The 14226-nt window shown below is 51.4% G+C and carries 19 protein-coding genes; 6 read left to right on the plus strand and 13 right to left on the minus strand.

Annotation, left to right across the window (positions count from 1 at the left end; translation table 11 throughout):
• The first annotated feature begins 582 nt into the window (after nt 1-582).
• Nucleotides 583-1248 (plus strand): hypothetical protein, encoded by a 666-nt coding sequence (locus SynA1562_RS08265; RefSeq protein ID WP_186493484.1) that lies wholly within the window; start codon nt 583-585, stop codon nt 1246-1248.
• A gap of 261 nt (nt 1249-1509) precedes the next feature.
• Nucleotides 1510-1746 (plus strand): hypothetical protein, encoded by a 237-nt coding sequence (locus tag SynA1562_RS08270; RefSeq protein ID WP_186493485.1) that lies wholly within the window; start codon nt 1510-1512, stop codon nt 1744-1746.
• Between the two features lie 1420 nt (nt 1747-3166).
• Here the strand turns inward: SynA1562_RS08270 and SynA1562_RS08275 are convergent.
• From SynA1562_RS08275 to SynA1562_RS08295, 5 genes are all read right to left on the minus strand, one after another.
• A complete protein-coding gene (locus SynA1562_RS08275) occupies nt 3167-3415 on the minus strand; it encodes a hypothetical protein (protein ID WP_186493486.1) in 249 nt (82 codons plus the stop codon).
• Between the two features lie 116 nt (nt 3416-3531).
• Nucleotides 3532-3756, minus strand: a complete 225-nt coding sequence (locus SynA1562_RS08280; RefSeq protein ID WP_186493487.1) for a zinc ribbon domain-containing protein — start codon at nt 3754-3756, stop codon at nt 3532-3534.
• Nucleotides 3757-4128: 372 nt separating this feature from the next.
• Entirely contained in the window at nt 4129-4443 is a 315-nt protein-coding gene (locus SynA1562_RS08285; RefSeq protein WP_186493488.1) for a DUF3303 domain-containing protein, read from the minus strand.
• A gap of 116 nt (nt 4444-4559) precedes the next feature.
• Nucleotides 4560-4838, minus strand: a complete 279-nt coding sequence (locus SynA1562_RS08290) for a DUF3764 family protein (protein ID WP_186493489.1) — start codon at nt 4836-4838, stop codon at nt 4560-4562.
• 129 nt (nt 4839-4967) lie between these two features.
• Entirely contained in the window at nt 4968-5579 is a 612-nt protein-coding gene (locus SynA1562_RS08295; RefSeq protein WP_186493490.1) for a hypothetical protein, read from the minus strand.
• Between the two features lie 724 nt (nt 5580-6303).
• Between SynA1562_RS08295 and SynA1562_RS13045 the strand changes: the two genes are divergently transcribed.
• Nucleotides 6304-6741, plus strand: a complete 438-nt coding sequence (locus SynA1562_RS13045) for a hypothetical protein (RefSeq protein WP_255445606.1) — start codon at nt 6304-6306, stop codon at nt 6739-6741.
• 774 nt (nt 6742-7515) lie between these two features.
• Here SynA1562_RS13045 and SynA1562_RS08305 read toward each other — a convergent pair.
• The gene (locus SynA1562_RS08305; RefSeq protein ID WP_255445607.1) at nt 7516-7860 is read right to left on the minus strand and encodes a hypothetical protein; all 345 of its coding nucleotides are present in this window, start codon (nt 7858-7860) and stop codon (nt 7516-7518) included.
• A gap of 1252 nt (nt 7861-9112) precedes the next feature.
• Nucleotides 9113-9280, minus strand: a complete 168-nt coding sequence (locus SynA1562_RS08310) for a hypothetical protein (RefSeq protein WP_186495451.1) — start codon at nt 9278-9280, stop codon at nt 9113-9115.
• 174 nt (nt 9281-9454) lie between these two features.
• On the opposite strand from SynA1562_RS08310, the gene SynA1562_RS08315 reads away from it, so the two are divergent.
• Complete coding sequence (locus SynA1562_RS08315) at nt 9455-9751, plus strand: hypothetical protein (protein ID WP_186493491.1); 297 nt, start codon at nt 9455-9457, stop codon at nt 9749-9751.
• 732 nt (nt 9752-10483) lie between these two features.
• Here SynA1562_RS08315 and SynA1562_RS08320 read toward each other — a convergent pair.
• Nucleotides 10484-10645, minus strand: coding sequence for a hypothetical protein (locus tag SynA1562_RS08320; RefSeq protein WP_186493492.1), 162 nt, complete (start codon nt 10643-10645; stop codon nt 10484-10486).
• Nucleotides 10646-11000: 355 nt separating this feature from the next.
• On the opposite strand from SynA1562_RS08320, the gene SynA1562_RS08325 reads away from it, so the two are divergent.
• Nucleotides 11001-11168 (plus strand): hypothetical protein, encoded by a 168-nt coding sequence (locus SynA1562_RS08325; RefSeq protein WP_186493493.1) that lies wholly within the window; start codon nt 11001-11003, stop codon nt 11166-11168.
• A gap of 312 nt (nt 11169-11480) precedes the next feature.
• Here the strand turns inward: SynA1562_RS08325 and SynA1562_RS08330 are convergent, their stop codons facing one another.
• The 5 genes from SynA1562_RS08330 to SynA1562_RS13050 all read right to left on the minus strand — a co-directional run bounded on the left by SynA1562_RS08330 (nt 11481) and on the right by SynA1562_RS13050 (nt 13555).
• On the minus strand, nt 11481-11690 hold the full coding sequence (locus SynA1562_RS08330) for a hypothetical protein (RefSeq protein WP_186493494.1): 210 nt from the start codon (nt 11688-11690) through the stop codon (nt 11481-11483).
• Complete coding sequence (locus tag SynA1562_RS08335; RefSeq protein ID WP_186493495.1) at nt 11683-11868, minus strand: hypothetical protein; 186 nt, start codon at nt 11866-11868, stop codon at nt 11683-11685. The genes SynA1562_RS08330 and SynA1562_RS08335 overlap by 8 nt, the downstream gene beginning before the upstream one ends.
• A gap of 8 nt (nt 11869-11876) precedes the next feature.
• Complete coding sequence (locus SynA1562_RS08340) at nt 11877-12020, minus strand: hypothetical protein (protein WP_186493496.1); 144 nt, start codon at nt 12018-12020, stop codon at nt 11877-11879.
• 666 nt (nt 12021-12686) lie between these two features.
• Nucleotides 12687-12944: a hypothetical protein gene (locus SynA1562_RS08345; protein ID WP_186493497.1), complete on the minus strand. Its 258-nt coding sequence runs from the start codon at nt 12942-12944 to the stop codon at nt 12687-12689.
• Between the two features lie 461 nt (nt 12945-13405).
• Complete coding sequence (locus SynA1562_RS13050) at nt 13406-13555, minus strand: DUF1651 domain-containing protein (protein ID WP_370593282.1); 150 nt, start codon at nt 13553-13555, stop codon at nt 13406-13408.
• 60 nt (nt 13556-13615) lie between these two features.
• Between SynA1562_RS13050 and SynA1562_RS08355 the strand changes: the two genes are divergently transcribed.
• Complete coding sequence (locus SynA1562_RS08355; protein ID WP_186495452.1) at nt 13616-13855, plus strand: hypothetical protein; 240 nt, start codon at nt 13616-13618, stop codon at nt 13853-13855.
• Nucleotides 13856-14226 lie beyond the last annotated feature (371 nt).

The raw sequence follows: 14226 nt of genomic DNA on the forward strand, positions 1-14226 counted from the left end.
AATAACCACAAAGCTGGTCAGATCCAGTTACAGTTAGTCAAGCAACTCCACATCCGGGCGTCATTGCGCAGTGTCCCGGCTGCAAGTGCTGATAACTAAGCCAGTGACACAGCCGGAAGGCTGCTAGTCACAGCCCACTTACCTTTATCTAGAAGACCAGAAGTGCAGAAACTGCATGAGTTCGTCTCGCGTGCCGAGGCAGAAGCTCTTTTTTCCGTATCCACTAAGACCTTGCAGCGCTTGCGCAATGAAGGGTTCCTTCGCAAGGGAATCGAGTGGCGACACAAGTTCCCTAATCGGAAAGTTTCAGCAGTTATCTATCACCTACCGAGCTGCGAGAAGCGTATGCAACAACTGTCCAAGCAAAGGCCCAATCAAAGGAGGAAAACAGCAGAAAAGGGGATTCGCAGGGAAGGCACTGAAATTTGGTACACCAATTAAAAGAGGGCTACAAGGAGACACAACAGCCTTAAGACCAAGCGATCAGAGGTGGAAACCTTCTACACAAGCGATTAGTAGATATATCCGCGGATCAGGAACAGAACACAGCAAAACAGTAAATCACCAAAACAACAAGTACAAGTGAAAAAACAGCTTCCAAAGACAAAGAAAAAGAAAAAGCCAGAGATCAACTCAGTCATTTTGGACGGACCTCCACCCATACAAAGAATCATCAAAGACATTGAATCAGTATCTGCCCAAACAATTGCTGTGTATGCACATCTTTGGGAATCCGCCTATTGGGATCAAAATCTAGACAGGGCCGACAGAGAATTCTGGTCAGACAAGCGAGACACAGGTGGAATAACATATTGGAGCATCGACGGTCTAGCGAAACAACTGCACATCGGACATACAACAGCGGAGAAGGCAATTAACACCTTGATCAAGCATGGTTTTATTCGTGTACTCCATTTCATACCGACAAAAAAGGGGAAGAAAAAGAGAAAAATTCAAATCATTCATCCTTCTCAAATCAACAATGTCCGAGAGTCGCTTGAGATACTTGAAGAACCCTATGGCTTATGCCCACACACGACAGCAAAGCAGATTGTTGAACCTATTGACTTTGAGTTTGAATCATTTCTAGAAGCAGAAGAAGAGAAGTTCACACGCAGCAAATGGCCTTATGGACCACTCCAGATCGAATGGACCAACTTTACTCAGCTACTAAATAAACACTTTAAATACTTAGACCTGCTAGCAAAGGAAGAATGCCGATATTCCAACCTCGTTGAAGGCCATTAAGTTACTGATGTGAATTTAGTGAGCATGGCCACGCATCACTCTGCCCTTATAAAACCAAATATCTAAAATGTGTCTCTACAAAATAAAGGGAACCTTTTGGTTGTCACGCCTCGCAGAGGACAGCTCACATGGACACGATCTTCAACAAAGCACAAGGTGCTATTCAAGCAAAAAAGACTCTTGAGCCTGAGACTGATCTAGAAGACTAATATTTCTACCAAAACCCTAAAGACTTGGTATCAACACACCGTCCACACTCGCTTGCTCATTCGCTTAGACCAAACAGGAGAAATTGCTTCACCATGTTTGCCAGTACCTCAACCAGAAGATCTTAGAAGAAAAGAGCTTCCTGAACTCTTTGATGCATTGAACTATGTCTTGAAGAAGTTTAAGTTCAAAACAGGAGCGAATGATCAATACATTTACATGGTCTTGGGAGCATTGATGAATGAATACAAGAAGAGTGCCCAGAAAGAGAGTGATGCTACTTGGAAATAAGTTTGCCAATGAGTGATGGCTTATGACTTCAACTGACTTCTAATGGTTGTCTAGATGACAGAACCTTTATACCGTTGCAACTGAATTGAGGCACTTGCCATTTCTGGTCGTGAGCTATTGGGAACAGAACTGGAGAAAGAACCTGAAGCTCATCACTGTGGACGAGACACAAAAGGTTCAGCAGATACAGGTGTCTAACTGGTTAAAAGTTAGATGTGAACACTTACTGGATACATCCAGTGACCTCGAAGCAGAGTGCCTGTTTCAAGAGTTTGATACCTATGATTATCAAGACTCCTGTTGTTAGTCATGAGATTTAAGTTCAACTACAGATCCTTGCTATGGACTCTGCTAGCAGATGGTTTGGTGGTGCTTGCTTTAAAAGTTTTCTTCCCTGGCTACATGAGTGATAATTCCATTATTTATCTCTTCATTGCCTCTTTCATTCTCTGGGTTTGGGATTGCAAACAGAAGGCATAGGCCTGCATCCCCTCTTAGGGGCCTCTGTAGTTGTCTGCGAGGGGTCTATTTGTTGTCTTAGATAGTATGTAGTGTTGACAATAGTTAGGCCTCTTGTAGAGCCTTTTCCTCAGATTTTTGTCAAAAAAGTGTGAAACCTATTATTGAGGGTGCAGGGACGCAAACACCCCCCCATGGGGTTCCTTAATTTGTAGCCAAGGGCCTACCCAGGCACAGAAAAAAGCCTGTGTCTTGGTACCCAAGCAACAGAGAAGCCAGACACTGCAATTGCTCTGAGCCAGCCGGCTACCAAACTAGCTACCAAGAAAGATGCATCGACCACACTAACAGTGCAAATCAGAGGAGAGATGTTGTCTCAGTCAGCCTCACACAGAAGTCTCGCAGATAAACATCTGACCACATCTGTTCGTTTTTGTTTTCTCTCAAACGGTAAGGGGAGACAACAGAACAGACACACAGCCCATCAGCTCAGCCCGAGATCAGCGAACGATATAAGCAGCAACCAGTTCAGCCTTACGAACACGACGACGCGACCCAGTGAGTTGTCGGAGAGAGGCGCAGGTCAACGTCTCAAGCTTAGTGACGAGCATCTCCAAGTTCAACGAAGAAGATTAAACAACGACAAAAAGAGTGTTCACTTAAGAACCACCCTCCTTGCTTTTCTTATCCATCTTGCTATCAATCCATCTAGAGAAGACATAAACACAGATAAACATTGGCGCATAGATAACCCACATATTCTCTAACTGGTAACCACTATTGTTAACAAGCACTAAGCCTAAATAACTGAGCACCATATAGATGGACACTCTTCTGATTACTGGAAACTTGCCGAGCATTCATCCTTGACATCAATACTCACCATAGCAAGATCAATCGGATTTGATCTCTTCTCTAGTCTTGCTTTTTTCGAATGCCGCGTGCTGAAGGCGTAAAAGCTTTATGACTTGAATCCTTTGGTTGAAATTTCAATTCTTTTTTTGGCAGTCTTAACAGCAGGAATGACACCCGATTCATCCTTGAAAACTTTTCCTTCTATCCAAATAGTTAACGCATAGACAAGTATCAATGCTGGTACAAGGACAAGCCATTCATTGTCAAATTCATAAGGAATCTGTCTTACGCTAAAGACAGTCAAGTATCCAGTAGCAAGCGTGAGAATGAGCCGCCTTATTGTTCCGGAATTCAACTTCCCGACGCATGAAGACTCATTCTATTGAGAAAGGAGGGCGATGACAGACGACAGCGGGGAACTCTTAAGGCAGTCAAGACTGCTCCATTACCCGCTTCACGCGCTGAGACCCCTCAAGATCCAAGAAAGTCGAACACCTGCTGGATGCCAGAGACAGTCTTTTTATAGAACTCTGTGTAGCCGCACTCCGTGCACGAAACAGCGTTGTACCGCTTGTTGCCTACATCAAAGAAGCTGCTCCAGAAACCACCAGAGACACGAATCTGCCCCATTTCATAGGTTTGGCTTCCGCATTTAGGGCAGGTGTAAGTCTTCGGGAATGAATCAGGAAAGGCCATTCAAGCTAAAGCGATGATCTTCTTTAGCAGCGCTTGCCTGGGTTCGGTTGATACTGAGGGGTATGGCAGAAGGAAGTGGGCTCTGTTCCTGAGGCGAGCTAAAAGAACACAACAGAGAACAGGGAAATGGCAGCTATCCCCGTGAGGACAGTGATCGGAGCCGTTGTGGTTCTGGTGTTGGTCCAGACCTATTGCTCCTTCATGACGCCATGGATTGCTCTGCTCTTCTTGGCGTGGGTCCTGGGAGGCAGCAGGCTCACGTGAGCGAGCAACGCTTTTTCTTTTCTGAGCAGAGGGGGGAACACTCAAGCAAAAAGAAACCCCCGCCGAAGGCAGGGGCTGCACAAGCACTTTTCAGGGCTTGAGCCTGAATCAGGCACCCATCATCTCGAACAACTCCTTGTGGCATGCACAGGCTTCCTCATCGGTGAAAGCAGGCTGCATATCGAATTCAACGCCGAACATCGCGCGCCAGGGAGCGAAGTGCTTGAACAGAACCATGCTGCTTTCCGCTTTGCAGATCACTACGCCACTGCCTGTTTGAGGGCAGTGCGTGCGACTGATCAACTCGAAGCCGTCAATGTGATCACCTTCAGCGCCGCTAGCCATGTACTCAATCAACTTGGCGTAAGCAGCCTTTTGCCCTTCGATCTCGGGGAACTGCCAAGTGACGTTGTAGAGCTGCATCGGATCTCAAAAGTGAAGTCGTCTCCTAGCACTGAAACCCTGAACACCATGCAGCGCATGCGACCTCAGCCAGCATCAGGCGCCCAGCCCATCTCGTTCATGCTCTTTAAGAGCTGTCACGCAAGCCAACGGGTGATCATGGTGCCTTCATAGACATGCCCAGAAGCTTCAACAATTGGCTTGGTCTCTGGGTTCGTGAAGATGTTGTAGAGGACGTCCTCGGGTCCTTGAAACATCACTGTCGCTCTTTGGGGGTCGTCCTTGCAGACACCGATAAAGAAGGTCTTGACTCCCATCTCGGCAAACATCGCTTGCTGCTCAGGAGCATTCATATGTGCGCGATATTCCTCAAACGTGTTGCTGAGCTTGAAGTCCAAAACAGTTGTCTCGGTCATGGCTTAGCGGACGTTCATTCGTGACAGATCTCTTTTAGCCCGCTTCTGTAGTCCAGCCACTTGCTGCTGCCAGGTGGGTGCCCAAAGATTACAGCGCTACTTTAAGTGCTGAGCATCTGTGCTACCCAATCACTTCTTCAGTGGGTCGGCTTCCAACTTGATGCGCTGCTTTTGAGCAGCTTCAGGATTGCTTTCAGCCCATGCCTTCATGCCTGGGTTTGCCTCTAGATAGGCGTTCCAGTCGCACTCGAACGGAACCAGTCTCTTAGAGCACTTAGGGCGCTTGGCTTCGGCTTCAATAGCTCGCCAGTTGTCTTCAGCATGCTCACAACTGGAGTTCCAATCTTCTTGCGGGGCAATTGATGGACAGTCAGAAGTTTGCTCAACCTTGACGGTGGCACCAAGGCGCAGGATTCCAACCTGCAGCTCGTCCTTCCAGAAGTTGTAGTTATTCCCGCAGCGCCAGGTGGACTTACCAGCAACCAGCGGTTCGTGGTGACCTCCGCCCAGCCCAACCCAGTCGCAATAGACACGTTGGCATTTGCCTTCGCCTACGTAGGCGTGATTTTCAGGGCACTTGTTGCCGAGGTACTCAGGGGTTCCAGCCTGGGCTTCAACACAGCCGCGATAGTCAGCAGCCTGCAAGCACAGCTGATGAATGTCAGGGGCGACTTCACCAGCAGCAGAAACTGGAATTGCTCCAGCAATCAGAGCAATCGTTGCGAGAGACGTACGAATCATTGGCCAATTGTGGTCTCAAATCGCCTCAGGTGCAGAGCCCACTTGCTTCTGCCACGTCGGTGCCCAACGCTTGAAGCGCTTTTAGGCGCTGACCCTGCTGCAGGCGAAGCATTCGCCTACGGGTTTGCGGGACTGGCGGGCGGGGCGGAACCCAGCTTGAAGAGCGCACACAAAACAACACTCTCTGTAATCGCAGCAAAGAGTTCTTATTGATACTGCTTGACCAGATATGGGCCAAGCCATGGGCGACGTAAGCAAGGAGCAGGAACAAGCCATTGCTCGGTCAACGATGTATCTGGTCGCAGCACTCCTGAGCATCCTGATGATTTTCATTGCAGGACTGTTTCTTTCTGCGGAACTTGAACAGCAAGCCCTGCAGAAAGCAGAGACGGCACAGCAGATCGCACGTCAACAGGAGGTCACTCCTCAAGCCCAGCGGCCATGGACTCTGTGGAGAAGGCACGCTGATCAGGAAACCTAGGGATACAGCAGTAACAACCACCCCTCACCACCCGGTTTTTGTTGTGGTGGGGGATTGGTGGCGCGGTCTTTGTTCGCCATGGCGTGGAGTCTCTATTGATCCCACCAAATGGGTTCGAAGACCCACCCGTTCGCTGTGAGTAGCCAGTTGTACTGAAAACGAATTAATGAGAGATTGATGGAACGCTCCTCGTTTGGCATGGGCAGTTTCTAGCCAAACTGGTGAAGTTCCGAGGTTTCTGTGTTGAGAAGGCTGCTGCTGTTCCTGTGCCCACTGGTCTTGGCAGAAACAGCCATTGCCTTTGATGGAGGCGGCTATGAAATAGAGAAAAAAGCCGAGCTTTCTACCAATCAATTAAAAACAAAAACTCTTGCTGAATATTCAGAATTCCACCAATCTTGCATGGACACCCAGATTACCATGTGGGGAGAAGTTGCAGAGCTAATGGAAGATCTTGCTACAGCACATTGCTACTGCGAGTATACGAAACTTGAGGGTTTGGATGCTATTACCTGGGAAGACGAGAATGCCGCTGATGTTGCCTGCGCTCAGGAGGGAACGATTAAAAAAAAGAAGCTTTTATTTGGTGGGCTCTTCCACTACACCGTCAACGGCTCGATGACAACCAGCAATAGCCCCTGTCCACTCCACAGCCTTCATGATGACGTTTCGCGCCGATAACCAAGGCATATGTGCTTGGCACTATGGCCCGACTTTTAGCAACTACCGAAATTTGTCTTACTGGTGCTTGGGTGTTCCGATGGGACAATGCGAAACAGCCATTTGTCGCATGATTGCTGCTATGGCGCTTTGATTGTTGAATGCGCGATAGACAGCGAGTTGTTTGCTCAATTCGTGGCATTCCTTTTGTTGGGAGTCCATGAGTAAACCCTTGACATGGAAATAATGGCCTCAGCAAGCATGGCGTGATTGTGCCAAGTGCCACAAAATGACATTGCCATGAATCGAAGACCTGAACGACCAGCCTAAGCATTAATACTCCTAAAAGTTTCATGTGATCAATGATGCAGAGGCTGCGAAATCAGCCTATTAATATTTTATCGATACAGGAGATGACTATGGGATTTACTATTCCAGCGCTCTCAATCGGGATCGTTATGTATCTATTTTTTCACTTTTTACTGCGAGGCGTGTTCGTCTAATTAATGAAGCCTGGCTTATAAGTCAGACGTTGACTGCTGCCACGAGGTCAGCGTTGACCCAGTTGATGTTGTCTCATCGAGTTTCATCTTCAAGCCTGGTGAAACGTGCAGGGCGTACATCAGAGGCGATTAGCGCATAAAAAAGGCGGGTCGTGCATTACCCACCTGATCTGAATTCTCCAGTCGAGCAGTCCGGAGAAGTCGCAAACTTTGCGATAATTAAATGTAAAAAATCCTTTGGCACCACTGTGGGCTCAGCGCCCAAGATGAGAATTAATACCCAGGGCTGTAGTTACGCAGCGGCGGCGGGACCGGTTTCCGCCTGATGCACGGCCTTCCAGTTGCGGCAGCAATGCGTTAGGTGCTGCCCTTGCTGAAGCTGCACCTCCTGCAGGGCGCACCCCACGACTGTGTGGCAGTGACCGTCCATCCCGTAGGTGAACCACGCGCACGAGATGCAGACCTGTTCGGTGTACGACCTCTGCATCACCCGGTCATCAGCGTGCAGCCACACCTCCATTGCCTCCATCGATCCCCAGCAGTTACAGATGTACTTGCTGGGGAGTCGTAAAGAGTTCAACGGCACCGCCTGAAGAAAACAGGAGGCTTCGGCGCAGCGCTCAGATGGCAAGCGCATGTTGACCCTGCAGGCCAAGAGGGGTCTGTACCTGGGAGTCGAGGACCACTTGGCCTCTTCCCTAACAACAGGGGATCGAGGGCCGGAAGGACCCTTCCCCGCACCATTCAGGCAAACGTGGTCGAGTAACGGGGCTAGCGGTCCCAGCGGCGCCTTAGTTGCGGAATAACTAGAAAATCCATCACCGCAAAGCTGATAAGACACGGCACAAATCCCTTCTCCACGACACCGCACACCAGCCGACACGGATCCAACACGCAGACCACCAACTGAGCAATCCAAAAGATCGTCGCCTTCACAGCAAAGGAAGTGAGGGCGAAACGCCTTTCCGCTGCACTGAGACGAAACACAGTCAGCATTCAGCACGCCGGTCCCACAATCGACCGATTCACCCCCAGAAGGCAATGAGCAGGACAGCTGATTGCCTGATGCCCCACCGCTCCCGAGAGTGTGTGCATCGAGATCGGAGGAGCCCATGACGGCCGACACTCCACCTGAGCAAATCGCAGAAGCAGCCTGACTTTTCTGGCCCCTGCTCCAACTTTTCAACCCAACCGTGAGCGCCTCGTCTGTGACGACACTGATGTGCGTCTGATCAGTCGATACTCCTCTGCACCGTTCGTCTAGGTGCCCCGTAGGAGTCCCGCTTCACACCTGGTCCAAATGGCCCCAGGGTTGCCACAAGCCAGACGCTTCGACCTTCCTCTTTCAGTCCCATTGCCAAGGAGATCCCCAAAGGCAACACGTACTGACTAGGTCGACCGCAATGCATAAACGAGCGAGTTAGGCCGTCTTTCCACCGGGAAGGGCGGCCTTCCTCTTTGGCGGAGATTTAGGCATTAAGCCCTAACCATCGGCCAGAGAAAAAACAGCAGACTCATACGACTTATCGAGGCTGCATGAAAGGACTCCACACGAACGTTGCTTACTTCGGTGGCACCCTCGCGATTGCAGTCCTTGTCATGACTTTCATTTTCAAAGCGACGGCCTAAGAGCTTTACTTTCGGCAGGCGCGATCGTTAAGCCAACCAAGGATTTGTGACGAGAGGAACCTTTTGTCTCGAGTTACTCAGCCAGGACCCACCCTGCTGCCTACTTATTGGATTAGCAGGGATAACGAACATGAGAGCGACCAAACTCACCACGGCTCCACAGGGCATCGAGTACTACAGGGTCTGCAACCAACAGGGTGTCTGCCGCGTCGTCAGAGGTATGTGGGCAGCACAGCACCTCGTTGAGAACAGCCCCGACCTCAGCGCGACCAGGACACGGCTCTATCCAGCGGAATGGAGTTAGTGCCCTCATCAGCCAGGGCCTGCTCCAGCTGATCAACGCCCTTCCGCAGTTCCTCGCCCCGCTGTTGCAGCTCTTGCTCGCGGGCGTGCTCAACCTCATCCATCTGCTGGCGGCCAGCGTTCATCATTTCGGTGTTTCGCTAAGCCAAACTTCAGTCAAAGCCTCCGATCTGTGGTCATACTGCGGCAGTAAGGCAAAACACTGAAGGAGAACCACAGCAGTGTTCCGCCCAAAGAAGATTGGAGGCAAAGACTCGATAAACCTCAAGCAATTTCTTGTATGGATGGCTCTGGGTGTGGTGTTCGCCCTGCTCTGGGCCTTCATTGATCCAGCCTTGGCAATAGTTCTTGGCATCTTTGCTGTTGGCACCCTGCTGCTGGCGAAAAGCCAGCGCATTGGGATTGTCGAGGCAATGGGCGTGCCATTGGTAGGACTGCGTTTCAACCCACGCTGGATCAAAGCCTTTTGGGCGTGGTGCATCCGATTCGGTCAGGACCCTTATTCCATCCGTTGGTGGAGCTTTGTAGAAGCCGAAAGGCAGAGGGAAGTCGAAAGGCTGAGGGAGACAGAGAAGAAGGAAGAGAAGAAGGATTGATCACCTAAGAGTCAGGCCATCCATCAGTTCTGCACCGCCAGGGCTTCCTGCTCCAGCTCGTCCAACTGCAGGTTCAGCGTCAGCTGATGCAGGGCAATGAGGGCAAAATCGCGGGCAACGCCCTGCGAGGCATAACGGCCGATGGTTTCCTGCTAGCAGCCGACCAGTTCGTGGTCAGCCAGGTAGGTGAACTCGAGGGCCGCAAGGACTCTTCCCCGCACCATTCGCCTTGACGACGGGGCTAGCGGTTCATCGAAAGTCGGTTGTGATCAACCAACTTCTCGTCGGTAGTCAGTGATACCAGCGAAATAGAGGCACACGAAAGAAATTCTTGATCCCAAAGGGCTCCGAAAAATAGTGTGCGGTGCCACAGGAGAGTCTCTATTAATGGTTCCTGCGGCACTTCCTCATACGGCTGAGTGAGGCATCGCAGCAGCACGGGAGAGCGACCCGTTGGCTGGCAGACAATCCAGTCCCAGTACACGGCAAGCGTGATGGGGCTGGCTTTCTGCGCTTAACCCCGTCTTCCAACAACGGGAAAGATTTAGTGCATCGAACCGAAATACGTAACGCCTCATCAAAGTTATGGAACGGCAACCGCATCGCTCGGGGAGAACGCTGTTCTCCTCGCGGTTCCGTCGCCCCACATCATTGCTTCGGCCAAGGCTGTTGGAAGTCAGCCCGACTGATAGAAGGGGCTGCGCCGCATCAAGAAGACGAGCATCTCGGAAATCACCGCACGTAGCGTGCGTAGCTCGGCAGTCGTTTCAATCGAATTTGAGTCGAGTAACCCGTCGGCGTGATGATGTTGACCACTTCAGGAGCAGGGAGACTCAGCGTGTAACCACGATCGGTCAGCTTCTCCCAGGATTGTTTGAGCAGTTCAGTGTCCATAAGCTCTGGATAACACATCTCATCAGGATTCCGCCAATCGAGGACATTATGTGCCACTTGATGCATTTAAGAGCGGGTTATTAACCGACCATCAGACAAAACGGAAGTGAGATGATCCAAGAATTCAGCACAATTTCGCGACCTCCGCCGATGGTCCATCAGCTTGATGACAAGCGCTTTGTAGTGTGCGTGTCGAGTGGGCTTTGCCTGGAATTTGCTGACCGATGGGATGCCGAGTGCTGCTTGAAAAGCCTTCAGGCTTCAAGTGTTTTAGCTAAGTAGCTATTAATACATTGACAGACAAGGGTTAAGCATTTTTGGCTACTGCACAACTTCAGGATTGCGGCATTGTCGGTTGACTCACAGCGGGCAGATGTCTCCAGAAGAGAAGTACATCCTCTTAATGGAAGCTGCGTACACCGCCACAGACAAAGATACCTACTACAAATTGATGCAAAAGGCTGATCAGGTCTTTAAAGACACTCAGGTAACCGCAGACAACATTGAAGCAGAGGCTGCTTAAAGACCTCAGCGACCTTCCTCAAACATCAGAAACAGCTCACCGTGGGTCAGTCAGCTGATAGTTGCTGGATCCATTGGCTCCAGGGTTGCCTTAAGCCAGATGCTTCGACCCTTCTCTTTGAGCCCTCACTTGGTCAGATGGTCGTTGGCTCGAATTTCGACAACCCCGAGAAGGTCGCTGCCGCCCACCGGCATGTGCCAGTCAGAAACTCGGAATTTAGGCAATGAAAAAAATCGCATAATTCTCGCCAGCACTGACGACAGAGGAGCGATCACTATTCTTCAGGTATGGCTACCTGCTTTTAGCCACCAATTACGGACTGGCGCTTTCGATACCGCCCTTAAGTGATTTCTCAAGCCAATCAACATCCCTCTCCAGGTCTTCGACCCGCTGCTGCAGCTGTTGCTCGCGGACGTGCTCGGCTTCAGCCATCTGCTGACGGCCGCCGTTCATCATCTCGGTGTAGGTCAACGCTCTGGGCTTCATCGGCTCTTCTGGGGAGGGGATTGCTGGGTCAGTCATCAGAGCCCTTGCCAGCGGTAAGCCGACCAGCGACAAAACCAACGCCACCAGCAACGACTGCAGCCTGAAGTTGCCACACCAGACGCCTATGGCGCCATGTCATGCGGTTGAGCCAGAACCCAGCACCGACGGCCACAACCAGCAGGAAGACCAGACTTGTCTGGGTGAAGGTTTTCATAGCTTCCCTCACTTCTCCAGCGCAGCCTTCAAGGCGGTTAGTCCCTCTTCCAACTGCGAGTAGTTGTCTGGATCTGCATCCCAGGCATCGACCAACTTCTGCGCGATTTCGATGAACTCCTTCATCTCGTCGCAAGCCTTCAGAAGATCCATGGCGCAGAAGCCGAGGAGGGCGAAAAACTTACTGCCATCGCAAAGGACAAGAAAGCCCCCTGGAGGTTTCAGTTCCAGGGGTGCAGCTCTTCTCGCAGACCTCAAGTTGATGCACCCACAGGACCAGGGTGTGGTCAGAACGCTTGGGGTTGATGACCAGATGCAACTCGTTGGCTGACCCCACTTCGGGAGCCCAGCCCGTCAATGACGCATGATGCTTTTTGGCTGAGTATTGGTAGTGACCACCGAGCCGAAAACGCTGTTCAGCTGGAAGTACGCAGGAATCTTGGTGGGAGTCAAGCTTGCGGTGGTTGCCCTTGTCTTCGGTCTATCCCGTGCTGGCCTCGATCCCGGTTGGCTTTCGCTTGGGGGCTAACCCGCTTTGGATGCCCAACCAACTTCCTTTTGCCAGGTCGGCACCCAGAGCTTGCATCGCCGCCAGCCTGTTCTGAGCACGCTGGCCTCTTGCGCAGGAGACGTCAGCCGATAGACAGGTTCATCTGCGCATGGGCCGGGTGTGATGACCCGGCTTTTTTGTGCCTCTGCTCAGGCAATAAAAAACCCAGGCAGCTCTCAACACCACCTGGGTCGTATTCCTCGCTGCCCCGCCAGTCAAAGAGCTTTCGACCGGTTTGTTCTGAGGTTCAGCTGAGAGTTATGCGCTCCTCAGTCTGAGAGAGCAGAAAGCGTCAGGAAGTTGGTGATGTGACCGCCGTTGCAGTAGTGGACAGCAACAGGACGCTCAAGGAATCCAGGCTTGCCGTCCTTGTCGAGAAACTCAACCCCAGTCAGCTTGACGATGGCGTCTTCAGAGTTCTTGACGCAGTTCACGAACTCCTTGGACTGCTTGGCCATTGGGGCAAGCAAGACGAGGGCTCCAAGGACAGCAGCCCCAATCAGACCCTTCTCAATTTTGGAGTTCATGCTGTTTGCGCGGTTGGCTCAAAGGTTTTAAGGGACAGGAGCCACATTCGCCAGAGAAGATTTGGGCAGAAGTGACCACTGCAGCAGCTCATTTGATCGCTGCCATCGCGTCATTTGGAACGTCACTGCACCCATCGCCTCCGCGATGGTGTCACCGGAAGTTCAGTCGCATGAATTTTCCATCCAATGGAGCGAAACCATTGGGCGCTGATAACACCACTGACTCCTCTTTCATGAGCGATGCGAGGAGTCAGATCAGCGTTTTCAGTTGCCACAACATTCCTGCGACTCATTTGGTCGCCGCTGTCGCCTCATTGGAACTGGACTGCACGACAGCCGGGGTGAGGGTGTCTTCGGAAGTTCTGCCGTTAGGGCTTTCATTTCAATGGTCCCTCCAATGGCCATTGGGCGCTGTCCAAAAAGGCTGACTCCTCTTCTGACCGGGGGGAGTCAGTTCAGCGTTACCTCACTGGCGGCCTGCATCGCCGCCAGGCTGTTTTCAGCACCTTGTCCCACGCCTCTATGGCGTTGTGCCGAAGCATTCGTCTGCGGGTTTGCGGGACTGGCGGGCGGGGCGGAACCCAGCTTGAAGAGCGCACACAAAACAACACTCTCTGTAATCGCAGCAAAGAGTTCAAACTGATACAGCTTGACCAGATATGGGCCAAGCCATGGGCGACTTCAGCAAGGAGCAGGAACAAGCCATCGCTCGGTCAACGATGTATCTGGTCGCAGCACTCCTGAGCATCCTGATGATTTTCATTGCAGGACTGTTTCTTTCTGCGGAACTTGAACAGCAAGCCCTGCAGAAAGCAGAGACGGCACAGCAGATCGCACGTCAACAGGAGGTCACTCCTCAAGCCAAGCGGCCATGGACTCTGTGGAGAAGGCACGCTGATCAGGAAACCTAGGGATACAGCGGTAACAACCAATCCTCACCACCAGGCTTCTCCGGCGGGGGATTGGTGGCGGATGGGTGAGAGCTGGACCCGAGGCATCAGGCAACGGCCTACTCAGCGATGGTGATCTCTGCTGTTGACGGGATGCAACAGCTGAGCGGATGGCTGGCAAAGGAGCCACTCAGGGTGGAAGCCCGACAACACCCACCAAGGGGAAGCACCTAACGAAGCGCTGCAAGCTCCGGTCACCGACGTGGCAGAAGGAAGTGGGCTGGGCGCATTAGGCGAGCTGATTAGCGGGGATTACTACTGCACTGAGAGAAAAAAACTGCAATTGTTTCCTTGTAAACGAATACTTTGCCGCTTGGAAACAAGGTTGAAGA

Source organism: Synechococcus sp. A15-62 (assembly GCF_014280075.1).
Lineage (GTDB): Bacteria > Cyanobacteriota > Cyanobacteriia > PCC-6307 > Cyanobiaceae > Parasynechococcus.